At 63.7% G+C, this 21,232-nt stretch carries 19 protein-coding genes; 3 read left to right on the top strand and 16 right to left on the bottom strand.

Going from position 1 to position 21,232, the window contains the following annotated elements; translation table 11 throughout:
• The first annotated feature begins 79 nt into the window (after nucleotides 1-79).
• A complete protein-coding gene (gene trxA, locus PZL22_RS18190; RefSeq protein WP_003532034.1) occupies nucleotides 80-403 on the top strand; it encodes a thioredoxin in 324 nt (107 codons plus the stop codon).
• Between the two features lie 342 nt (nucleotides 404-745).
• Here trxA and PZL22_RS18185 read toward each other — a convergent pair whose 3' ends face one another.
• The 14 genes from PZL22_RS18185 to PZL22_RS18120 all read right to left on the bottom strand — a co-directional run bounded on the left by PZL22_RS18185 (nucleotide 746) and on the right by PZL22_RS18120 (nucleotide 16,463).
• Nucleotides 746-2,089, bottom strand: coding sequence for a bifunctional folylpolyglutamate synthase/dihydrofolate synthase (locus PZL22_RS18185; protein ID WP_284718525.1), 1,344 nt, complete (start codon nucleotides 2,087-2,089; stop codon nucleotides 746-748).
• A 15-nt stretch (nucleotides 2,090-2,104) separates the two neighbouring features.
• Nucleotides 2,105-3,019, bottom strand: a complete 915-nt coding sequence (accD, locus tag PZL22_RS18180; protein ID WP_003536448.1) for an acetyl-CoA carboxylase, carboxyltransferase subunit beta — start codon at nucleotides 3,017-3,019, stop codon at nucleotides 2,105-2,107.
• A gap of 53 nt (nucleotides 3,020-3,072) precedes the next feature.
• Nucleotides 3,073-3,912: a tryptophan synthase subunit alpha gene (trpA, locus tag PZL22_RS18175; protein WP_010968305.1), complete on the bottom strand. Its 840-nt coding sequence runs from the start codon at nucleotides 3,910-3,912 to the stop codon at nucleotides 3,073-3,075.
• A gap of 5 nt (nucleotides 3,913-3,917) precedes the next feature.
• A complete protein-coding gene (trpB, locus tag PZL22_RS18170) occupies nucleotides 3,918-5,138 on the bottom strand; it encodes a tryptophan synthase subunit beta (protein ID WP_003536446.1) in 1,221 nt (406 codons plus the stop codon).
• 24 nt (nucleotides 5,139-5,162) lie between these two features.
• Nucleotides 5,163-5,810 (bottom strand): phosphoribosylanthranilate isomerase, encoded by a 648-nt coding sequence (locus PZL22_RS18165; protein ID WP_003536445.1) that lies wholly within the window; start codon nucleotides 5,808-5,810, stop codon nucleotides 5,163-5,165.
• A 236-nt stretch (nucleotides 5,811-6,046) separates the two neighbouring features.
• Entirely contained in the window at nucleotides 6,047-6,802 is a 756-nt protein-coding gene (locus PZL22_RS18160; protein ID WP_003536444.1) for a M48 family metallopeptidase, read from the bottom strand.
• A 98-nt stretch (nucleotides 6,803-6,900) separates the two neighbouring features.
• On the bottom strand, nucleotides 6,901-7,326 hold the full coding sequence (locus PZL22_RS18155; protein ID WP_003536443.1) for a DUF2852 domain-containing protein: 426 nt from the start codon (nucleotides 7,324-7,326) through the stop codon (nucleotides 6,901-6,903).
• A 149-nt stretch (nucleotides 7,327-7,475) separates the two neighbouring features.
• Nucleotides 7,476-8,750 carry a polyhydroxyalkanoate depolymerase gene (gene phaZ / locus PZL22_RS18150; RefSeq protein ID WP_003536442.1) on the bottom strand — a complete coding sequence of 425 codons (1,275 nt, stop codon included), beginning with the start codon at nucleotides 8,748-8,750 and terminating at the stop codon, nucleotides 7,476-7,478.
• Nucleotides 8,751-9,017: 267 nt separating this feature from the next.
• Nucleotides 9,018-10,034, bottom strand: coding sequence for a zinc-binding alcohol dehydrogenase family protein (locus tag PZL22_RS18145; RefSeq protein ID WP_003536441.1), 1,017 nt, complete (start codon nucleotides 10,032-10,034; stop codon nucleotides 9,018-9,020).
• A 46-nt stretch (nucleotides 10,035-10,080) separates the two neighbouring features.
• The gene (locus PZL22_RS18140) at nucleotides 10,081-11,055 is read right to left on the bottom strand and encodes an ABC transporter permease (protein ID WP_010968301.1); all 975 of its coding nucleotides are present in this window, start codon (nucleotides 11,053-11,055) and stop codon (nucleotides 10,081-10,083) included.
• A 33-nt stretch (nucleotides 11,056-11,088) separates the two neighbouring features.
• The gene (locus PZL22_RS18135; RefSeq protein ID WP_003536439.1) at nucleotides 11,089-12,642 is read right to left on the bottom strand and encodes a sugar ABC transporter ATP-binding protein; all 1,554 of its coding nucleotides are present in this window, start codon (nucleotides 12,640-12,642) and stop codon (nucleotides 11,089-11,091) included.
• Between the two features lie 111 nt (nucleotides 12,643-12,753).
• The gene (locus PZL22_RS18130; protein WP_003536438.1) at nucleotides 12,754-13,743 is read right to left on the bottom strand and encodes an ABC transporter substrate-binding protein; all 990 of its coding nucleotides are present in this window, start codon (nucleotides 13,741-13,743) and stop codon (nucleotides 12,754-12,756) included.
• Nucleotides 13,744-13,851: 108 nt separating this feature from the next.
• Entirely contained in the window at nucleotides 13,852-14,871 is a 1,020-nt protein-coding gene (locus PZL22_RS18125) for an aldo/keto reductase (RefSeq protein WP_003536437.1), read from the bottom strand.
• A 56-nt stretch (nucleotides 14,872-14,927) separates the two neighbouring features.
• On the bottom strand, nucleotides 14,928-16,463 hold the full coding sequence (locus tag PZL22_RS18120) for a UxaA family hydrolase (RefSeq protein WP_003536426.1): 1,536 nt from the start codon (nucleotides 16,461-16,463) through the stop codon (nucleotides 14,928-14,930).
• Nucleotides 16,464-16,600: 137 nt separating this feature from the next.
• Here PZL22_RS18120 and PZL22_RS18115 point away from each other — a divergent pair, with 137 nt between their 5' ends.
• Nucleotides 16,601-17,479 (top strand): GntR family transcriptional regulator, encoded by an 879-nt coding sequence (locus tag PZL22_RS18115; RefSeq protein ID WP_003536424.1) that lies wholly within the window; start codon nucleotides 16,601-16,603, stop codon nucleotides 17,477-17,479.
• A gap of 12 nt (nucleotides 17,480-17,491) precedes the next feature.
• Here the strand turns inward: PZL22_RS18115 and hpaI are convergent, their stop codons facing one another.
• The gene (gene hpaI, locus PZL22_RS18110) at nucleotides 17,492-18,292 is read right to left on the bottom strand and encodes a 4-hydroxy-2-oxoheptanedioate aldolase (RefSeq protein ID WP_003536422.1); all 801 of its coding nucleotides are present in this window, start codon (nucleotides 18,290-18,292) and stop codon (nucleotides 17,492-17,494) included.
• Between the two features lie 281 nt (nucleotides 18,293-18,573).
• Between hpaI and PZL22_RS18105 the strand changes: the two genes are divergently transcribed.
• Nucleotides 18,574-19,539, top strand: coding sequence for an IS110 family RNA-guided transposase (locus PZL22_RS18105; protein WP_013844028.1), 966 nt, complete (start codon nucleotides 18,574-18,576; stop codon nucleotides 19,537-19,539).
• A 194-nt stretch (nucleotides 19,540-19,733) separates the two neighbouring features.
• Here PZL22_RS18105 and gabD read toward each other — a convergent pair whose 3' ends face one another.
• Complete coding sequence (gene gabD, locus PZL22_RS18100; RefSeq protein ID WP_003531709.1) at nucleotides 19,734-21,188, bottom strand: NADP-dependent succinate-semialdehyde dehydrogenase; 1,455 nt, start codon at nucleotides 21,186-21,188, stop codon at nucleotides 19,734-19,736.
• Nucleotides 21,189-21,232 lie beyond the last annotated feature (44 nt).

The raw sequence follows: 21,232 nt of genomic DNA, 5'->3' as shown, positions 1-21,232 counted from the left end.
TACACGATATTGAAAATCCGGTGGCGATGCCTCACATGAGACACAACATCTGGACACTGCCATTCCGAAGGAGCACCCGATGGCTACTGTGAAAGTCGATACTGCCAATTTTCAGAAGGAAGTTCTGAACTCGGCCGAACCGGTCGTCGTCGACTTCTGGGCGGAATGGTGCGGCCCGTGCAAGATGATTGCGCCGAGCCTCGAAGAAATCGCCACCGAGCTTGCCGGCAAGGTCAAGGTCGTCAAGCTCAATATCGACGAAAACCCCGAGCTCGCGGCACAATACGGGGTCCGCTCGATCCCGACGCTTGCCATGTTCAAGGGCGGCGAAGTCGCAGACATCAAGGTCGGAGCCGCACCGAAGACGGCGCTCAGCTCGTGGATTTCGAGCGCGGTGGCTTGAGCCGCCGGGACTTCACTTCGACAATGCGAAAGCCCGGCTTGGCCGGGCTTTTTCTTTTCGGCTGAACCATGTGCGTCGCCGGCTATCTGCCCCTCACCCTAACCCTCTCCCCGCGAGCGGGGAGAGGGGATTGCCCTGGCGCTTGCCGCGAGTCTCCTTCGCCCCGCCTGCGGGGAGAAGGTGGCCGGCAGGCCGGATGAGGGGCCGGCAACTGCGAACCCTTCGTTCCGAACCTTAGAGCGGGATGACGAAACGTGTGTCGGTTTTCCGCCCGCATCCCGCGTCAATCCATTCGAATCGATCACGTTCATGATTTTGGGTCTATCCTGAAACCATCGTGATCTACCGCGGCGGCGTGCCGTTTTCCGCCAGCACGTCGCCGACCAGGTAGAGCGAGCCGCCGATCAGCACACGCGGCGGCACCGGGTCCTCGTCGGTGAGTTCGGCGATCTGGCCGAGCGCTTCGGCAACCGAGGAGGTGGCATTGGCCTCGAGTCCCGCAGCGGCCGCATCGGCGGCCAGCGCCAGCGGGTCCAGTCCCGCGTCGGACCCGTGCACCGGCACGGTGAAGACCTGTTCGGTCAGATCGAGGAAAGCCTTGAAATAGCCGATCGGTTCCTTGGTATTGATCATGCCGATGATCAGGAAGAGCGGTCGCGGGTTGCGCTCCTCGAAGGTGGCCATCGCCTCGGCAATGACATGGCCGGCGCCCGGATTGTGTCCGCCGTCGATCCAGATCTCGGCGCCCGGCGGGCCGAAATGCGAGAGCCTGCCGCCGGCGAGGCGCTGCAGGCGTCCCGGCCACTCGACGCCGGCCAACCCTTTCTCGATAGCCGCCTCGGGAACATCGAAGCCGGCTGCCCGAACGGCACGGATCGCCGCCGCGGCATTGGCATATTGATGCCGGCCCGGCAAGCGCGGCAGCGGCAGATCCGCAAGGCCGTTCTCATCCTGGAAGATCAGCCTGCCGAACTCCTCATGCGCCATGAAATCCTGTCCGTAGACGGATATGGGGCAGCCGAGACGTTCGGCGGTCGCGATCAGCACATCGCGCGCACTCTCTTCCTCCTGGTGGCCGATCACCACCGGGCAGCCGCGCTTCATGATCCCCGCCTTTTCCGCAGCGATCAGCTCGACCCGGTCGCCGAGATAGGCCTGATGATCGAGCGAGATCGGCATGATCACGGCGACGGCCGGCCGGGCGATCACATTGGTCGCATCGTAGCGTCCGCCGAGACCGACTTCTATGATCGCGACATCGGCCGGATGTTCCGCGAAAAGCAGGAAAGTGACCGCGGTCAGGATTTCGAACACGGTGATCTTCTCACCGCCATTCGCTTCTGCAACGCGGCGTACGGCATCGGCAAGCACGGGGTCGCTGACCAGGGCGCCCTTGCCGCCCTTTACACCCAGGCGATAGCGCTCGTGCCAGTTCACTAGATGCGGCGACGTGTGGACATGGACGCTGAGGCCCGCGGCCTCCAGGATCGCCCGGCAGAAGGCCGTGACCGAGCCCTTGCCGTTGGTGCCGGCCACGTGGATGACCGGTGGCAGGCGCTCGTGAGGATTGCCGAGGGCAGCAAGCAGCCGCGTGATCCTGTCGAGCGAAAGGTCGAACCCCTTGGGATGCAGCGCGAGAAGCTTCTCGATCTCCTGCGCCGCCTCGCTGACCTCAGTCGCCGTCATGATGGTAGCCCTAATCTAGGCGCTCGCGGCCACCGGCAGCGGGGCCAACTCCGTCGCGGTATCGCGCTTGACCGCCTTGGCCGGCTTCTTCATCAGAATGTTGAGAACGCGCGCGAGCGTCTCCGGGATGTCGTGGCGCTTGACGACCATGTCGACCATGCCATGCTCCAGCAGATATTCCGAAGTCTGGAAGCCTTCGGGAAGCTTTTCCCGCAGCGTCTGCTCGATCACCCGTTTGCCGGCAAAGCCGATTTCCGCGCCGGGTTCGGCCATGTGGATATCGCCCAGCATCGCATAGGATGCGGTGACGCCACCGGTCGTCGGGTTCGTCAGGACGACGATATAGGGAAGGCCCGCTTCCTTGAGCATGTTAAGAGCCACGGTCGTCCGCGGCAGCTGCATCAGCGACAGGATGCCTTCCTGCATGCGGGCGCCGCCCGAGGCCGGGAACATCACCAGCGGGCACTTCTCCGCTATCGCGCGCTCGAAGGCCTTCACGATCGCTTCGCCCGCGGCAATGCCCAGCGAGCCGCCGATGAAGTTGAACTCATGCGCGACGGCGACGAGCTTGATGCCCTGGACCTGGCCGAGGCCGGCAACGATCGTGTCCTCGAGTTCGGTTTTGGCGCGGCTGTCGCGCAGGCGATCGGAGTACTTCTTCGAGTCGCGGAACTTGAGCGGGTCCTGCGCCACCTTGGGCTGCGGGAATGCCTCGTAGATTCCGCCGTCGAAGAGATCCTTCAAACGGGCCTTCGCCGGCATCTTCATGTGGAAGCCGGATTGCGGGATGACCCATTTGTTCTCTTCCAGATCGCGATGGAACACCATCTCGCCCGTTTCAGGGCACTTGATCCAGAGGTTCTCCGGAACTTCCCTGCGGCCGAGCATCGAGTTGATCTTCGGCCGAACGTAGTTTGTGATCCAGTTCAATTAAGCAGTCTCCTGAAGATTTTCCTTCGGCTTGTGCGCGTCAATATGGGCAATTATTCGGCTGCAGCAAGCCGTGCCGCCCGTACGCCGGCCGCAAGCCCCCTGACGAGCGCTTCGACACCCGGGACCGTCGCTTCCGTTGCCCGGCCTTCTTCGGTCAAGCTCGACGCGATCTGATTGACGATCGCCGTGCCGACGACGACGCCGTCTGCGGATGCGCCGATGGCGCGCGCATGGTCGGCGGTCTTCACCCCGAAGCCGACGCAGACAGGCAAGGGCGTATGCGCCTTGATGCGCGCGACCGCTCCGGCGATCAGCGACGGATCGGGCAGCGCCGAGCCGGTGATGCCGGTCATCGAGACGTAATACACGAAACCCGACGTGTTTTCGAGAACCTTGGGCAGGCGGCGATCGTCCGTCGTGGGCGTTGCCAGGCGGATGAAGCTGATGCCCTTCTCAAGTGCCGGAATGCAGAGTTCGTCGTCCATTTCCGGGGGCAGATCGACGACGATCAGGCCGTCGACGCCGGCCTCGAGTGCGTCCGCCAGGAACCGCTCGACGCCATAGATATAGATCGGGTTGTAATAGCCCATCAGCACGATGGGGGTGCGCTGGTCCTCCGCCCGGAAGAGCCGGGCGAGCTCCAGCGTCTTGGCGAGAGACTGCCCCGCCTTCAGCGCGCGCTGGCCGGCGAGCTGGATCGCCGGTCCATCGGCCATCGGGTCGGAAAAGGGCACGCCGAGTTCGATGATGTCGGCACCCGCCTGCCGCAGCGCCTTCATGATCGCCAGCGACGTGTCGAAATCCGGGTCGCCGCCCATGAAATAGGTCACGAGGACCGGGCGCCCCTCGGCCGCCACGTCGGCGAACCGTTGCTCCATGCGTGCGGTCATGATCTTTACTGCCCCATACCGAGAATTTTGCCGACGGTGAAAATGTCCTTGTCGCCGCGACCGGAGAGATTCATCAGGATGATCTCGTCCTTGCCCATTTTCGGCGCGCGCTTGATGACTTCGGCAAGCGCATGGGACGGTTCGAGCGCCGGGATGATGCCTTCGAGCCGCGTCAGCGTCTGAAAGGCCTCGAGTGCCTCATGATCCATGATCGGCACATATTCGACGCGGCCGATGTCGTTCAGCCAGGCATGTTCCGGTCCGATGCCAGGATAATCGAGTCCGGCCGAGATCGAATGACCTTCCTTGATCTGGCCGTCACCGTCCTGAAGAAGATAGGTGCGGTTGCCGTGCAGCACGCCGGGCGAACCGGCGGTGAGCGAAGCGCAATGCTCGTCGCCGTCGAGCCCCTTGCCACCCGCTTCGACGCCGACGATCCTGACGCCCTCGTCGTCGAGGAACGAATGGAAGATGCCGATCGCATTGGAACCGCCGCCGACGGCGGCGACGACGAGATCGGGAAGCCGGCCTTCGGCTTCGAGGATCTGCTGCTTGGCTTCCTCACCGATGACTGCCTGGAAGTCGCGCACCATCTCCGGATAGGGATGCGGGCCGGCAGCCGTGCCGATCAGGTAATAGGTGCTGTCGACATTGGTCACCCAGTCGCGCAACGCCTCGTTCATGGCGTCCTTGAGGGTGCCGTTGCCGGCGGTCACCGGCTTCACCTCGGCGCCTAGAAGCTTCATGCGGAAGACGTTCGGCGCCTGCCGCTCCACGTCGGTCGCACCCATGTAGACCACGCAGGGCAGGCCGAAGCGCGCCGCGACCGTCGCCGATGCCACTCCGTGCTGGCCGGCACCGGTTTCTGCGATGATGCGGGTCTTGCCCATGCGCTTGGCGAGCAGGATCTGGCCGATGCAATTGTTGATCTTGTGGGAGCCCGTGTGATTGAGCTCCTCGCGCTTGAAATAGATCTTGGCGCCACCGAGTTCGGCCGTCAGGCGCTCGGCGAAATAGAGCGGGCTCGGCCGGCCGATATAGTGGGTGCCGAGATTTTCGAGTTCCGCCTTGAAAGCCGGATCGTTCTTCGCCCTCGCCCATTCATCCTGGAGATCGAGGATCAGCGGCATCAGCGTCTCGGCGACGAAGCGCCCGCCGAATATGCCGAAACGGCCCTCTTCATCGGGTCCGGACCTGAAGGAGTTCGGTTTAGGCGGTTGATTCACGTCTTGCTCCCTGATCACGGCCGCTCAAGCTTCCGCCCGGCGGACCGCTTCGAAAAACGCTTCCATGAGCGTCAGATCCTTGATCCCCGGCGCGCTTTCCACTCCGGAGGATGTATCGATGGCGCGGGCGCCGGTCAGCGCAAGTGCGTCTGCGATGTTGCCCGCGTTCAATCCACCGGAAAGCATGTAATCGACGCTTCCGTCAAGCGCGTCGAGAAGCCGCCAGTCGAAAGAAATCCCGTTGCCGCCCGGCAGATCGGAACCGGCCGGAGGCTTCGCATCCAGGAGAAAACGGTCGACGATGCCCAAATAGGGATCGATCCGCTCCAGATCGGAGGCCTCGCGGACGGCAAGCGCCTTCATCACCGGAAGACCATAAAGCGCCTTGATGGAAAGGACCCGCTCGGGAGTCTCGGAACCGTGAAGCTGGAGGACGTCGGGGTCGAGCGCCGACACGATCTCGTCGAGACCGTCATTGTCCGCATCGACCGTGACAGCAACGATCTTCGCGCGCCCGCGGGCGCGCGCGGCAAGGCGGCCGGCATCGTCCGGTTCGATGTTGCGGGGGCTCTTGGGAAAGAAGATGAAGCCTACGTGGGAAGCGCCGAGCGCGACGGCACGTTCCACGGCCTCGGCCGTCTTCAAACCACAGATCTTCACTTCCGTTTTCATGGAAAGCGACCTTGCATGAAATGCCGCCCGAGTCGAGCAAAACCGTTGCACGGCAGCGGCCAATCTTAGGACGAGGGCGGCGGCGGGCATCCGGTGTTTTTCGAGCGAACCAAGCCGGCCCCCCTCATCCGCCTGCAGGAACCTTCTCCCGCAAGCGGGGCGAAGGGAGAAGCGGCATGCTCCGTCAGTCCCCTCTCCCCGCCCGCGGGTTGAGGGGCCGTTTGGCCACTCTCGATCTACCCGAAATCGATCGCATGCAGCATCGTGCCGTTGCGCTTGAGCCAGTGCTTGGCATCCTTCGTTTCCGGGCACAGGCTTTCGCACAGCGCCCAGAAACGCGGTCCATGATTCATTTCCTGAAGATGGGCGACCTCGTGTGCCGCGAGATAGGCGATCACCTTCGGCGGCGCCATGGCAATCCGCCAGGAAAAGCTCAAATCGCCCTCGGCGGAGCAGGAGCCCCAACGGCTGCGGGTGTCCTTCAGGCTGAGGGAGCGTGCCCTGCGCCCCGTCCTGCCCGCATAGACGGCGACCAGGCGCTCGAGCTCGCTGCGGGCTTCCTTCTTGAGGTAGTCGGCGATGCGCCGGCGCAGATGCTCCTCGGCACCGCCCACCCTCAGAACCGCCTCGTCGTCGATCACGAGCGCTTCGGTCAAGCCGCGCAGGCGGCCCGTTCTCTCGATGCGGTGCGCAACGCCGCGAACAAGGACGGTGCCGCCGTCCTCGAGCTCGCTTTCGCCGGAGAAGCGGGCGAGCTTGGTCATCAACCAGCCTTGGTGCCGGGTGAGAAAGGCGCTGACCTCGCGCTCCGGCAGGCCCTCCGGCACGGTGAGCTTCAACGCTCGCCCGCCGGGCTCGATGCGGAGCGTCATCCGCGTCGCTCGCGCATTTTGCCGAATGGTCAGGGGAAGGACCTTGCCGGCGACCTCGATGTCACGGATGACATCAAGGGGCGGTCCACTGCCACGGCGCCGCTTGAGAGATGAAAACATGAGGCCGTTCTAGCCGATTCGCAGGGCACTTGGCAGATGGACGAGTAACATCCGGCGTTTCACATGAAACACCGGATGTCATGAAACACCGGATGCGATCAGCTCGATTCGAAGCCGGCTTCCGGACCGGTGCGGCCGTTCTTGCGTTCGCGCATGAAGCGGTCGAATTCCTCCTGGTCCTTTGCACGACGGAGCTCTCGTACATAGCCGTCGAATTCCTCGCGCATCTCGTCGAGCTTGCGGCGCTCCTCGTCGAGACGGGCAAGTTCCGCTGTCCGCCAGTCGTCGAAGGCGACATTGCCGGTACGATGATGTGCCCATTGTCCCCGGCGGTTCCGTTTGAAGCCGGCACACATGCGATCCACTCCTTCATTGGCGTCTTTCTTGAACGCCCTCAGCTTGTCGCCGAAGAGGATGTAGGCGAGCATTGCCAGGCCGAGCGGCCAGAACACAATGAAACCCAGCACCATCAATGCAATGGTCGCAGGCGTCCAGTGCGGACGGATCAGTGCAGATTGGTTCATCTTCAGGATTCCTCGCAGTCGGCGGGCCGCCCTTCGCGGCCCGATGAAAACGATGTGGGAAACCCACGGCCCCGACGCAAGACATTGTATCAAGGAATCGGACAACCCCCTGACTTTGCTCCGGCAAATCGAGCGCTCCAATCGCTCGCTCAGGCCGACTTGCCGCCCTTGATGAGCTGTTTGACCGGCTTCGCATGGCGTGAATGGCGGCGCTGGAAGGCGACGATGCGCGGTGCGATCTCGCGGCGGAAGCGCGAGCCGTTGAAGACGCCGTAATGGCCGACGTCGGGCTGCATGTAGTGCTGCCGCATAGAATCGGGAATGCCGGTGCAGATCGTCTGCGCCGCCTTGGTCTGGCCGAGGCCGGAAATGTCGTCGTTCTCGCCCTCGACGGTCAGCAGCGCGACGCGTCGGATCGCCGTCGGATCGACCCGCTTGCCGCGGTGGATCATCTCGCCCTTGGGCAGCGCATGTTGCATGAACACCACCTGCACGGTCTGCAGGTAGAACTCCGCGGTCAGATCCATCACCGCCAGATATTCGTCGTAGAAGTCACGGTGTTTTTCGGCCGCATCGCCATCGTTCTTGACCAGATGGGCGAAGAATTCCTTGTGGGCGATCAGGTGCCGGTCGAGGTTCATCGACATGAAGCCGGAGAGCTGGAGGAAGCCCGGATAGACCATGCGCATGAAGCCGGGCTGCGGCCACGGAACCGGCATGACGACATTGTCGCGGAACCACTCGATCGGCCGTTCCTTCGCAAGCTCGTTGACCGCGGTCGGGTTGATGCGCGTGTCGATCGGCCCGCCCATCAGCGTCATCGTCGACGGTGCGAGGGGATCCTCCGCCGCCTCCATCAGGGCGACGGCCGCCAGAACCGGCACGGCCGGTTGACAGACCCCGATCACATGCGCATCCGGCCCCAGGAAATGCAGCATCTGGATGACGTAGTCGATATAGTCGTCGAGATCGAAGGTTCCCTCGCTCAAGGGAACCATGCGGGCGTCGATCCAGTCGGTGATGTAGACGTCGGAATGGGGCAGCAGTGCTTCCACCGTTCCGCGCAACAGCGTGGCGTAGTGGCCGGACATCGGCGCAACGATCAGGACTTTCGGATCCGGAGCGCGATCCCTTGGCAGGCTGCGCTCGAAATGTATGAGGTTGCAGAACGGCTCGCGCCAGACGATCCTTTCGCGGACCGGCACGGGCTGCCCATCGATCTCGGTTTCGGGAAGGCCGAATTCCGGCTTGCCGTAGCGGCGGGTGGCACGCTCGAAAACCTCCAGCCCCGCGGCTGCGGCACGGCCGAAATAGGTATGCGAAACCGGGTTCATCGGATTGCTGAAGGCCAGCCGCATGGCGTCCGCCGCCGTGCGCCACGGAGCCATCATCGCATGGTTCATCTCGTAAAGCTGGTAGAACATGGGCGCGTATCCCTTGTTTCAAATCAACGAAAACGCCGCTCCCAGTCCGACGCCGGAGCGCTTCCACAGGAAACATTTCTAATGGTTTCCATCCGAGAGCGCCTAGTCACGAAAAGTGGATCATTTCACCAGGACGGCGGAATGATCTAGCTTGCGGTTGTTCGTCTCTGGTGTCCGCAATCGCTGCTACACTAGCATTTTTCTTGTGCAGCGCAACAAACGCATCCCTCACTTTTTGGGAAGGACATCCCCATGGAATGAAGCCTCTCACCCGGCGCTCACCGCGACAACCGCCTTGACGAGCCCCGACTTGTCGTGGACCCAGCGGGGAAGGTCGCGGACGAGGTCCTCGAGCGTCGTGCGGTGGGTGACGAGCGCCTCTATCGGGACGAGCCCCGCCGCAAGCGACTGAATGACGTGATCGAAGTCCTCGCGAGTGGCGTTGCGGCTGGCGACGAGCGTCATTTCCCGCTTGTGGAATTCGGGATCCGAGAAGCGGATCTCCTCCTTGACCACGCTGACGAAGACGAGCGTGCCGCCGTGGGCGACATGGCCAAACGCCCGTTCCATCGACTGGGCGTTGCCGGTGGCGTCGAAGACGACGTCGAAACCATCCCCGCCCGTCGCCTGCGCGAGCGCCGCATCGTCGCCCGCAAGGATGCCGGGCGAAAAGCCGAGCTTTTCCGTGGCGAAGGCCAGGCGCTCCTCGCTCGTGTCGAGCAGCCTTACGTCGTGGCCGGCGATGCGCGAGAAGAGGGCCGTCCCAAGTCCGATCGGCCCGGCACCTATCACCAGCGAACGGACGCCTCGGCCTACCGCCGAACGCCGGACGGCATGAGCGCCGATCGCCAGGAACTCGACCGCCGCGGCGGCTTCCGGCGAAAGGCCTTCGGCCGGATAGAGGTTCTGCTCGGGCATGACGATTTCTTCACAGAAGGCGCCGTCGGTGTGAACGCCGAGGACGCGGATCGCCGTGCAGCAGTTCGGCTTGCCTTTGCGGCAGGCGATGCACTCCCCGCAGGAGAGATAGGGATTTACGACCACGAGCGTCCCCGGCGCGAGCCGGGTGCCGGGACCGCCTTCGATCACTCTCGCAGAGATCTCGTGGCCCATCACGCGCGGATATTCGAGAAAGGGGTGCTTGCCCTCGAAGATATGATAATCGGTGCCGCAGATCCCGACGCGGCTGACCGCAAGGCGCACCGAGCCGGGTGGCGGTGCCTCAGGCCCGCTGCGGGCGACGACCGCGAGGCGGCCGGGCTCTGAACAGACGACGGCTTTCATGCGGCGCTCCGAAGCTTGCTGGGGACCGGTTGCGGGCAGGCGGCCATCACCGCGCCCCCCGCCGCCGCAACTGGTCGAAATAGACGATCACGATGATCAGCAGCCCGGTGATGATGCGCTGCCAGAAGGAATTGACGTTCAGGAGATTGGCGCCGTTGTTGATCGTCGCAAGGATGAAGGCGCCGAGCAGGGGACCGTGGACCGAGCCGACGGCGCCGAAAAGGCTCGTGCCGCCGATGACCGACGAAGCGATCGCCTGCAGCTCCCAGCCTTCGGCCTGCGTGGCGTTGCCGATGCCGATGCGCGAGGCGAGCAGCAGCCCCACGAAGGCGGCGCAGGTCGATGACAGGATATAGGCCAGATAGATCGTGCGGTTGACGTTGACGCCGGAAAGGCGCGCCGCCTCGCTGTTGGAGCCGACGGCGAAGAGATAGCGGCCGAAGCGGCTCAGATGCAGGAAGACGTAAGCCGGAATCGCAACGACGATCACCATCCAGAAGAGACTGGGAATTCCGAGGAAGTCGGCTCGTGAGAAAGTGGTGAAGGCGTCGTTGGTGATCGAGATGGTCGAGCCGTTGGTGATCAGGAGACCGATGCCGCGAAGCGAGGTCAGCGTCGCAAGCGTGATGATGAAGGGCGGCAGCCCCATGCGGACGATGCCGAAGGCATGGAAGGCGCCGATCAGCACGCCGATCGCCAGCGTCGCGATGATCGCGAGCCAGAGCGGAACCCCCGCCGCGAGCAGCCAGGCGACGATGACGCTGGTGAAACCGACGACGGCGCCGACCGAAAGGTCGATGCCGGCCGTGATGATGACGAAGGTCTGGCCGACGGCGAGAATCGCGGTCATCGCCCCCTGACGCAGGAGGTTGCTGATGTTGTTCGGCGTCCAGAAGGCGTTGGTCGCCAGGCCGAGGAGCAGCCAGAGGACGACCAGCAATCCCACGAGCGTCAGACCGAACAGGATGCTGACGCCTTTCTTCGGCGTCGGTCCCGCGCTTTCAACCGTTTCCACACTCATCGCTTCCTCCCTGCGTCCTTCCTCATCCGGCTCTCAGGCATTGATCGCCTGCGCCAGCACTTCCTCATGGCTTGCGGCCCGGTAGTCGTGGCTTGCCACAAGCCGCCCCTGCCGGAACACATGCAGGCGATCGGCCAGTTCATAGACCTCCGGCAGGTAGGAGGAGATCAGGATGATCCCTGCCCCCTTCTCCAGAAGCCGCGCAAACAGCCGGTAGATTTCCGCCTTGGTGCCGACATCGACGCCCACGGTCGGCTCGTCGAAGATGAAGAGCTTCGCTCCGTGGCTCAGCCATCTGCCGATAACGATTTTCTGCTGGTTCCCGCCGGACATGGCGGAGGCAAGCACCCGCCGCGACGGCGTCTTGATCTTCAGATCCCTGATCTGACGTTCGGCATTGGAGGCCTCCTGCGCGCGGTTGATCGTCAAGCCGCGCGTCAGCCTTTTGAAAACCGGCAGGTTGATATTGACGCCGATCGGCAGGTTGAGGCACAGGCCCTGATCGCGGCGGCTCTCCGGCGCGAGCGCGATCCCGAGGTCCATGGCCTTCCGCTCATTGCCTATCGCGACCTTGCGGCCCTGCCAGAAGATCTCTCCGGCGCTCACCGGATTGCGCCCGTAAAGGCCGAGCGCGAATTCGCTGCGGCCGGCGCCGATCAGACCGTAGAGCCCGACGATCTCGCCCGCCCTGACCGAGAGCGATATGTCGCGGAAACCTGGACCGGAGAGCCCGCGCGTCTCGACGATCATCTCGCCCGGTTCGAAACGTTCCTTGTGGTAGATCTGTTCGATCGTGCGGTTGATCATCAAAGTGATGAGCTCGGCCTCGTTCGTCTCGGAAATCGCGCGCGTGCCGACATGCGTGCCATCGCGAAGCACCGAGACGCGGTCCGCAAGCTCGAACACCTCTTCCAGCCTGTGGCTGATATAGACGATCGTGACGCCCTCGCCCTGCAGCCGGCGGATCAGGCGGAAAAGCTGTGCCGATTCCTGTCGCGTGAGATAGGCCGTGGGCTCGTCGAAGATGAGGAACTGCGTGCCGCGCATGGCCGCCCGAGCAGTGGCGACCAGCTGCTGCTGGCCGATCGTCAGGCTGCCGAGTTCGGCATTGGCGGGCAGATTGAAGCCGAGATCATCAAGCACGCCCTGGGCCGCGCCGGTCATCGCGCGCTTGCGCATCAGCCCGCGGCGGTTCATCTCGTCGCCCAGGAACATGTTCGCCGCAACGCTCAGATGCGGGCAAAGCACCACCTCCTGGTGAACCGCATTGATGCCGCGGGCGATCGCTTCGTTGGGCGTGGCGAGGTCGACAGTTTCGCCGCACCAGCGGATTTCGCCGGCACTGCGGGCAATGACCCCGGTCAGGAGTTTGATCAGCGTCGATTTGCCGGCACCGTTCTCGCCGACGATCGCGTGGATTTCGCCGGATAGAAAGGTCATCGTCGCGGGCTTCAGAGCCTCGACCGCGCCATAGTTTTTCTGCAGGCCGCGGAGTTCCAGGATGGGTGAGCCCTTCGGAACCGGACGGCCACCCGCCGCCCTCACCTGTTCGTCATGGCGATGGCTGACCTCTTGAAGCCCTATCATGGCATTGTCCTCCACTTCCCGGATCGCAACGGCCGATCCCCTCGGCCGTTGCACTGTTCTCCTGAAGGCGATGCGCAGCGCCGGTCCTGCGGCGCCGCGCAATTCCGTTCGTCAGTTGACCTTCGGATTCAGAAGCGCGTCGATCTTCGGTTCGCTCATATTGGCCTTGGTGACCAGATTCGCGCCGGTATCGACATTGGCTTCGACCTTCTCGCCCTTGGAGACCGCAAGAGCCGTCTTCACGCCGTCATAGCCCATGCGGTAGGGATCCTGGACGACGAGGCCCGCCAGCACGCCTTCCTTGAGGAAGCCCACGGTCTTCTCGTCGCTGTCGAAGCCGATCACCTTGATCTTGTCGCCGAGCTTGTTCTCGGCGATCGCCTGGCCGACGCCCTGCGCCATGATCAGGTTCGAGGCGAAAACGCCGACGAGGTTGGGGTTGGCGGTGATCAGATCGGTCATGATGTTGAGACCGGTCGTCGCCTGTCCGTCGGCATACTTGTCGGCAACCACTTTCAGGCCCGGATATTTCGTCTTGACCTGATCGAGAAAGCCTTCGCGGCGCTGGTCGAGCGAGCCGACGCCCGGCAGGCTGGTGATGATAGCGATCTCGCCCTCTTCCTTGCCGGTCGCCTCCTTGATGGCGGCGGCAAGACCGTCGGCGGCTATGCGTCCGCCCTGGACGTTGTCCGTGGTCAGGAAGGAGGTGAAGGCCTTCGAATCCGCCCCGGAATCGATGCCGATCACCGGAACCGATTTCGCGGCCTCGTCGACGGGCTTGCCGAGCGCCTTGAACTCCGTCGGCGCGATCACGACCGCGGCCGGCGCGCCCGCAACGGCGTTTTCAAGGATGGTGATCTGGCCGTTGATGTCGGATTCCGACTGGGCGCCGAGCTCCGGCACGTTGACACCGAGATCCTTGCCGGCGGCGCGCGCGCCCGCAAGCACGATCTGCCAGTAGAAGGAGGTGGTGTCCTTGACGATGATGGGAATGGTGACGTCCTGCGCGAAAGAGGTCGCGGGGACCATTGCGGCGACGAAAGCGGCGCCGGCCAGGGCGTTGAAGGCACGGCGTGAAAGAATGCGCTTGGCTATGCTCATCGGGTTCTCCTCTCAGTGACACCTTGTTCCGTTATCGACCGGGCCGCCAGGTGCATGCGGGCCCGGTTGCTTATGAGAGTGGCGGCCGCCATCGAGGGCGGCGAAGCATCAGGCCCTTACCGCCTCCGGCCCCAGCTCGGGCGCGACAAGCGTATGGGGTTCGAAAGCCGCGTAATCTTCCGGCGCGATCCCGTAGCGGGTCAGCTCCATGTTGCGCGTCAGGCTTGACGGTTTGGCGGTTCCAAGCAGCACCGAGGCGACGTGAGGATTGGCCAGCGGGAACTGCAGGGCCGGGGCGGCCAGCGGCATGCCGCGCTCTCCGGCGATACGCTCCATCGCCGCGACTTTGGCGCGCACCTCGCCGGTCGCGGGCATGTAATCGAAATGCGCTCCCTCGACCGGTCCGGTCGCGAGAATGCCGGAATTGAACACGCCGCCGACGACCAGCGAAGTGTCCTTCTTCGCGCAGAGCGGCAGGAGCTCGGCAACCGCGGAGCGGTCGAGGAGCGTATAGCGACCGGCAAGCAGGATGCAGTCGATGTCGGCCTGGCGCATGACATCCAGGCAGACCGGCACCTCGTTGACGCCGAGGCCGTAGGCTGAAATGACGCCGCTCGATTTCAGCTCCTCGAGTGCTTTCAGGCCGGAATCCAGAAGCTGCCGCAGGTAGACGGCGTTTTTCGCCGCGCCATGCGTGTAGCCGCCGATGTCGTGGACATAAAGAATGTCGATGCGGTTGAGACCGAGACGGGCATAACTCATCTCGACCGAACGCATGATCGCGTCGTAGCCGTAGTCATAGGTGACGTCGAAGTTCAGCGGCTTGACGTAGGAATAGTCAGGGACCTGGTTCTCAGGCACCGGATGAAGCAGGCGGCCGACCTTCGTCGACAGCACGAAGCTGTCGCGCGGCTTGTCGCGCAGGAAGTCGCCGACCCGCCGCTCGGCAAGGCCAAGCCCATAGAACGGCGCCGTATCGAAATAGCGGATACCCGCTTCCCAGGCGGCGTCGAGCGTCGCCATCGCAGCTTCGCCGGTACATTCGCGATAGAGACCGCCCAGTCCCGCCGTGCCGAAACTGTATTCGGTCACCGCGAGCGCGGTCCGGCCTATCCTTCTCGTCTGCATTCCTTGTTTCCTCCCCAAGGATTGCGCCCTTACGCGTCTCGCTTCGCCCCTTCAGCCTAGAGCGTCGCCCCCAGATGCCAGGGCACGAATTCGTTGTCGCCGTAGCCGAAAAGCTCGCTCTTGGTCTTGCGGCCCGATGCGGTCTCTATGATGAGCTCGAAAATCCCCCGGCCAAGATCGGCGATGGTGGTTTCACCCGAGGCAATGACGCCGCAGTCGATGTCCATGTCCTCTTCCATGGCCCGATAGAGCGCCGTGTTGCTGGTGAGCTTGATCGACGGCGCCGGCCGACAGCCGAAACAGCTGCCGCGGCCGGTCGTGAACGCGATGACGTTGGCTCCGCCGGCGACCTGGCCGGTTGCCGAGACCGGATCGTAGCCGGGCGTGTCCATGAAGACCAGGCCGGGCTCCGTCACGCGCTCGGCGTAATTGTAGACAGCCGTCAACGGCGAGCGGCCGCCCTTGGCGACGGCGCCAAGCGACTTCTCGAGAATCGTCGTCAGGCCGCCCCGCTTGTTACCCGGCGAAGGATTATTGTCGAGCGAGGCGCCATGCATCGCCACATAGTCCTCCCACCAGGCGATCAGGCCGTCGAGCTTGACCGCAACCGTCTCGTTGACCGCTCGGCTGCGCAGCAGATGCTCGGCTCCGTAGATCTCGGAGGTCTCGGAAAGGATCGCCGTGCCGCCGGCGGCGGCGAGTATGTCGACCGCCGCGCCGAGCGCCGGATTGGCGGTGATGCCGGAAAGCCCGTCCGAACCGCCGCATTGCAGGCCGACGATGATCTCGCTGACCGGGATCGGCACGCGCCGGGCGGCCGCGACTTCCTTGGCGATTTCGTCGAGAATGCCGAGGGCGCGCTCGACCGAGCGGCGCGAACCGCCGGCCTCCTGGATGTTGAAATGCCGCTTCTCGGCCCCGGCCCCGCTCTGGCCGTAGAGCGTCAGCTGATTGACCTCGCAGCCGAGCCCGACCATCAGCACGCCGCCGAAATTCGCGTGGCGCGCATAGCCGGCGAGCGTCCGGTGCAGGTTCTTCATGCCGTCGCCGGTGGACGACATGCCGCATCCCTGGTCGTGGACGATCGGCACGAAACCGTCGATGCCTTCATATTTCGGCAGAATGCGCCTGTTCGCCTCGTCGGCGATCGCGCGACAGACCGTGGTGGAACAGTTCACGCTGGCGACGATGCCGATATAGTTGCGCGTTGCGGCCCTACCGTCCGCCCGGCGATAGCCGAGGAATGTGCGCGCCTTGTCCGCCTCGCTCGCAGCCTCCGGCGGAACGGCGGCGCCAATGGCGAGCCGGCCCTGATCGAAGGCAAGATTATGAGAATGAACGTGCTCGCCGGGCGCGATGGGGGATGTGGCGCGGCCGATCGCCTGGCCGTATTTGACCACCGGCTCACCGACGTCGATCCTGCGGATCGCGGCCTTGTGGCCCGGCTCTATGCGCGCAACCGCCGACACTCCGCCGGCCAGCCGGTCGCCCGGCGCAATCGCCGCGGTGGCGACGACGACGTTATCGTCCGGCGAAAGAAGGATCGAAGACGGTGCGGGCAAATCAAGCTCCTCCCGAACGGTTTCCAACATGTGCAAGCACCAGTTCTGTCTTTTATCTACAATAGACAGATGTTCGTCAATGGCTATTATGGGGCCATTGCGGTCGTCGCGGAACGGAGCCACGGCGTGCCGACACCAGAAACCCGAACCGGGCCGGATCCGCGCCAATGGCGAAGCAAAACACCGTCTTCAAGGATGCCTTCAACCGCTGCCTCGAGCTGTTCGCGGAGACCACCACGCTTCCGTCCGAACCGGAGCTCGGGCAGGCACTCGGTGTCAGCCGCACGACCGTGCGCGCCATCCTTACGCGCTGCGAGGAACTGAGCCTCATCGCCTGGGACAAGCGCAGCAAGACGGTGCTGAGAAGGCCTGAGCCCTCGGACTACTTCCCGACCGCGGAGACCGATTCGCTCGCCGAAAGGATCGAGCGGAGCTTCATGCGCCGGATTCTGGCAGGCGGCGCCGAGCCCGGCATGCAGATCAACGAGCTCGAGCTTGCCCGCGAAATCGGCGCCGGGACGACCAGCGTGCGCGAATTCCTGATCCGCTTCAGCCGTTTCGGGCTGATCGAAAAACGACCGAACAGCCATTGGGTTCTCAAGGGGTTCACGCGCGAATTCGCACTCGAACTGACGGAAGTAAGGGAGATGTTCGAGCTGCGCTCAGCCGCCCGCTTCGTCTCCCTTCCCGACCAGGACCCGGCCTGGGAGGAGCTGAAGAAGATCGAGGCGGTGCATCGGGAGATCCTCGCCGACATCGACAATCGCTACAGCGAATTTTCCGAACTCGACGAGCGCCTCCACCTGCTGGTGCACAAATCGTCGAGCAACCGCTTCATCATCGACTTCTACGATGTCATCGCCATCGTCTTCCACTATCACTACCAGTGGAACAAGGCGAATGCGCGGGAGCGCAACGCCCGGGCGCTGGAGGAGCATCTCGACTACATCGCCGCGCTGCAATCGCGCGATCCCATGCTCGCCGAACAGGCCTGCCGGCGACACCTGAAATCGGCGCGGGAGACGCTGCTCCAGTCGATTTCGTAGTAGGCAGATCGATCAATAGCCGGATTCTATCCGTGTCGGTCCGCTCTCTCCAAGAAATTCCCGGCGCAGCCGCTCCGTTGCGCTGACGAGCAATGTCACGTCGGTGCCGATCGCCATGAAATCGGCCCCGAGGTCACGATAGTCGCGCGCCTGGGCGGGATCGAGGGTCATGATGCCACGCGCCTTGCCGGCGCGCTCGATCCGCGCGAAGGCCTCGATTATCGCTGTCCGCACCTCCGGATGGCCCGGATTTCCGAGATGTCCCATGTCCGCGGCAAGATCCGCCGGACCGACGAACAGGCCATCGACGCCGTCCAGCGCAGCGATGGCGTCGATCGCCTCGAGCCCTGCCCGGCTCTCGATCTGCAGCAGCAGACAGATCTCGTCGTTGGCGTTTTCGAGATAGTCGCCGATGCGGCTGAAGTTCGTTGCCCGGCCGAGCGCGGCACCGACACCGCGAACGCCATGCGGCGGGTAGCGCACGGCGCGCACGAGCTGCCGCGCCTGCTCGACATTGTCGACCATCGGGATCAGCAGCGTTTGCACGCCGGCATCCAGGATCTGCTTGATCATGACCGCGTCGCCGACCGGCAGGCGGACGATCGGATGACTGCCTCCGCCGGCGACGGCGCGATACTGCGCCGCCAGCATGGGAAGGTCGTTCGGCGCATGCTCGCCATCGATCAGCAGCCAGTCATAACCGCTGCCGGCCACCACTTCCGCCGCATAGGGACTGGCGAGCGCCACCCAGAGACCGAGCTGAAAGCGGTTTTCGCGGATCGCCGCTTTGAAGGTGTTTTTGGGGGCGGGCATAGTGGTCTCCTCTTGCGTCCGAGTCTGTCTGGTTGGGATGCGGAGAAATAGTCCGCTTTCTCTGCCCCTCATCCGCCTGCCGGCACCTTGCATAAGAAATGTTGTAAAGGATTCGGTATGCCTTTGGCCGGGCGGCCGCCCGGCCAAAGGCGCCGACCGTCGGATCGCCGGCACCAGAACCTTTGGGGGTTACGGAGAAGCAGGATCGCGGTCGGTTCCTCATCGTGGCCCGAATGGTTGCTGGAACAACCTGGTTCGTATGCAAGGCAGGGACGACAAGGATGACCGAGATTAGCATGAAAGCGGCCGGTATTGATACCGGGAAGATATGGCTTGATGTCGCCACCTACCCGGTGAGCGACAAACAGAAAGTGCCCAACAACGCCGACGGCTGGCAGACTCTGGCTGACTGGCTCGAGCGGCAGGGGATCGGACGGGTCGGGATCGAAGCGTCCGGCGGATATGAGCGCGACGTGATTGCGTATCTGCATCAGAGAGGCTTTGAGGTCGTCCTGCTGCAGCCGCGGCAAGTGCGCGCTTTCGGCCTCTATAAGCTGCGCCGAGCCAAGAACGACCAGCTCGACGCCGCGCTGATCGCCGAGTGCGCTGCCCGTTCGGATGCGCGATGCCATGCGCCGGATAGCCGGCTGATCGCGTTTGGCGAATGGCTGCTGTTCATCGAGCAGATCGAAGCCGATATAGCCTGCCTCAAGACCCGCCGCGAGCGTTTCACCGACAGGCGGATCCTCGAGGAGATCGATCGTTCCATCGGTGAGCTCAAGAGCCGTTGCAAAGCCCAGCTCGCGCTGTTGCAGGCCGCTGTCCGCGAGCATGACGATCTCGCCCGGAAGCTTGATCTGATCGAAAGCATCGACGGCATCGGCATCCGTACGGCACTCACCCTGGTCATTCTGATGCCCGAACTCGGCAGGGTCGACCGTGAGGAGATCGCCGCGCTGACCGGCGTGGCGCCTTATGACGACCAGAGCGGCAAGCGTGAAGGCGAGCGCCATATCGCCGGCGGACGGGCGCGCGTCCGCAGGGCCCTGTTCAATGCCGCCTTACCGGCGTCGCAGCGCTGGAACGAGACGCTGGTTGAGCTCTACGATCGTCTCACCGCAAAAGGCAAATCCCACAAAGCGGCGCTCATCGCCTGCGTCCGCAAACTCATCATCTTCGCCAACACCGTCGTCAAGCGCCAAACCCCATGGACGAAAAGCGCGCCACAACAAAATTCTTGCGCTTAGTCTAATGGTTGCGCTTCTCCCCGCCTGCGGGGAGAAGGGATATGCCGCACCGCTCCAGTCCCCTCTCCCCGCCTGCGGGGAGAGGGTTAGGGTGAGGGGCAATCCCGAATTTCAAACGTCTATCAACCTCTTAACGGCAAAAGAAAAAACCGGCCAGAACTTTCCGGCCGGCTTGTTTCCGATCGCGAGCAGCCTCAGGCAATGCCGCCGAGGCAGACATATTTGATCTCCATGAATTCCTCGATGCCGTATTTCGAGCCCTCGCGGCCAAGGCCCGAGAGCTTGACGCCGCCAAAGGGTGCTTCGGCCGTGGAGATCAGGCCTGTATTGACACCGACCATGCCGTATTCCAGCGCTTCCGCCACGCGGAAGACGCGGGCGAGGTCCTTGGCGTAGAAATAGGAGGCGAGGCCGAATTCGGTGTCGTTCGCCTGTGCGATCACATCCGACTCGTCCTTGAAGCGGAAGAGCGGCGCTACCGGTCCGAAGGTCTCTTCCCGCGCGACCGCCATCGCCTGGGTCACGTCGGCCAGCACCGTCGCCTCGTAGAAGGTGCCGCCGAGTGAATGGCGACGGCCGCCCTGCACCACGCGCGCGCCCTTCGCAAGCGCATCCGCCACATGCTCCTCGACCTTTTTCAGCGCCGGCTGGTCGATCAGCGGTCCGAGGATGACGCCGTCCTCCATGCCGTTGCCGGTCTTGAGCTTGGCGACGGCCTGGGCGAGCTTGTCGGAGAAGGCCTCGTAGACGCCGTCCTGCACATAGATGCGGTTGGCGCAGACGCAGGTCTGGCCATTGTTGCGGAACTTGGCGATCAGCGCGCCTTCGACCGCCGCATCGAGATCGGCATCATCGAAGACGATGAACGGGGCGTTGCCGCCGAGTTCCAAGCCAAGCTTCTTGATCGTTGCCGCGCTCTGGCGGTAGAGCTCTGCGCCGACCTCGGTCGAGCCGGTAAAGGTAAGCTTGCGGACGGTCGGGTTCGAAGTCATCTCGGCGCCGATCTCGCGCGCGGAGCCGGTAATGACGCTGAAGAGACCTTTCGGCATGCCCGCGCGCTCGGCGAGCACGGCGATGGCGATGGCCGAGAACGGCGTCTGCGCGGCCGGCTTCAAGACCATGGCGCAGCCGGCGGCAAAGGCCGGCCCGGCCTTGCGGGTGATCATCGCGTTCGGGAAGTTCCACGGCGTGATCGCGGCGACGACGCCGATCGGCTGCTTCATCACCAGAATGCGCTTGTCCTTCTGATGGCCGGGGACGAGATCGCCATAGACACGCCGCGCCTCTTCCGCGAACCATTCGATGAAGCTCGCTCCGTAGACGATCTCGCCTGTCGCCTCCGCTAGCGGCTTGCCCTGCTCCATCGTCAGAATCCGGCCGAGATCGTCCTTGTTCTCGATCATCAGCTCGAACCAGCGGCGCAGCACCGCCGAGCGCTCCTTGGCGGTCCTCGCCGCCCATTCCTTCTGCACCCGCGCCGCGGCCTCGATCGCTGTCCGGGTCTCGGCGGCGCCGAGCTTCGGGACGCGGCCGATGATTTCGCCGGTCGCCGGATTGTTCACCTCGATCGCATTCTTCGGGTCGGCTTCGATCCAGGTCTCGCCCACGAGAGCAGCCTGGCGAAACAGCGACGGGTCTTTCAGATTCATGGCGAGTCCTTCCTCAAAAAATCTACAGAACTTATACAACTTTT

This window comes from Ensifer meliloti, assembly GCF_030064585.1.
In the GTDB taxonomy this organism is placed as follows: Bacteria; Pseudomonadota; Alphaproteobacteria; order Rhizobiales; family Rhizobiaceae; genus Sinorhizobium; species Sinorhizobium meliloti.
This window is presented reverse-complemented; position numbering and strand designations above follow the sequence as displayed.

Excerpts from the sequence above, each read along its gene's own strand:
- trxA (WP_003532034.1), top strand. The coding sequence starts at position 80 with ATGGCTACTGTGAAAGTCGATACTGCCAATTTTCAGAAGGAAGTTCTG.
- PZL22_RS18185 (WP_284718525.1), bottom strand. The coding sequence starts at position 2,089 with ATGACGGCGACTGAGGTCAGCGAGGCGGCGCAGGAGATCGAGAAGCTT.
- trpA (WP_010968305.1), bottom strand. The coding sequence starts at position 3,912 with ATGACCGCACGCATGGAGCAACGGTTCGCCGACGTGGCGGCCGAGGGG.
- PZL22_RS18165 (WP_003536445.1), bottom strand. The coding sequence starts at position 5,810 with ATGAAAACGGAAGTGAAGATCTGTGGTTTGAAGACGGCCGAGGCCGTG.
- PZL22_RS18160 (WP_003536444.1), bottom strand. The coding sequence starts at position 6,802 with ATGTTTTCATCTCTCAAGCGGCGCCGTGGCAGTGGACCGCCCCTTGAT.
- PZL22_RS18155 (WP_003536443.1), bottom strand. The coding sequence starts at position 7,326 with ATGAACCAATCTGCACTGATCCGTCCGCACTGGACGCCTGCGACCATT.
- phaZ (WP_003536442.1), bottom strand. The coding sequence starts at position 8,750 with ATGTTCTACCAGCTTTACGAGATGAACCATGCGATGATGGCTCCGTGG.
- PZL22_RS18145 (WP_003536441.1), bottom strand. The coding sequence starts at position 10,034 with ATGAAAGCCGTCGTCTGTTCAGAGCCCGGCCGCCTCGCGGTCGTCGCC.
- PZL22_RS18140 (WP_010968301.1), bottom strand. The coding sequence starts at position 11,055 with ATGAGTGTGGAAACGGTTGAAAGCGCGGGACCGACGCCGAAGAAAGGC.
- PZL22_RS18135 (WP_003536439.1), bottom strand. The coding sequence starts at position 12,642 with ATGATAGGGCTTCAAGAGGTCAGCCATCGCCATGACGAACAGGTGAGG.
- PZL22_RS18130 (WP_003536438.1), bottom strand. The coding sequence starts at position 13,743 with ATGAGCATAGCCAAGCGCATTCTTTCACGCCGTGCCTTCAACGCCCTG.
- PZL22_RS18125 (WP_003536437.1), bottom strand. The coding sequence starts at position 14,871 with ATGCAGACGAGAAGGATAGGCCGGACCGCGCTCGCGGTGACCGAATAC.
- PZL22_RS18120 (WP_003536426.1), bottom strand. The coding sequence starts at position 16,463 with ATGTTGGAAACCGTTCGGGAGGAGCTTGATTTGCCCGCACCGTCTTCG.
- PZL22_RS18115 (WP_003536424.1), top strand. The coding sequence starts at position 16,601 with ATGGCGAAGCAAAACACCGTCTTCAAGGATGCCTTCAACCGCTGCCTC.
- hpaI (WP_003536422.1), bottom strand. The coding sequence starts at position 18,292 with ATGCCCGCCCCCAAAAACACCTTCAAAGCGGCGATCCGCGAAAACCGC.
- PZL22_RS18105 (WP_013844028.1), top strand. The coding sequence starts at position 18,574 with ATGACCGAGATTAGCATGAAAGCGGCCGGTATTGATACCGGGAAGATA.
- gabD (WP_003531709.1), bottom strand. The coding sequence starts at position 21,188 with ATGAATCTGAAAGACCCGTCGCTGTTTCGCCAGGCTGCTCTCGTGGGC.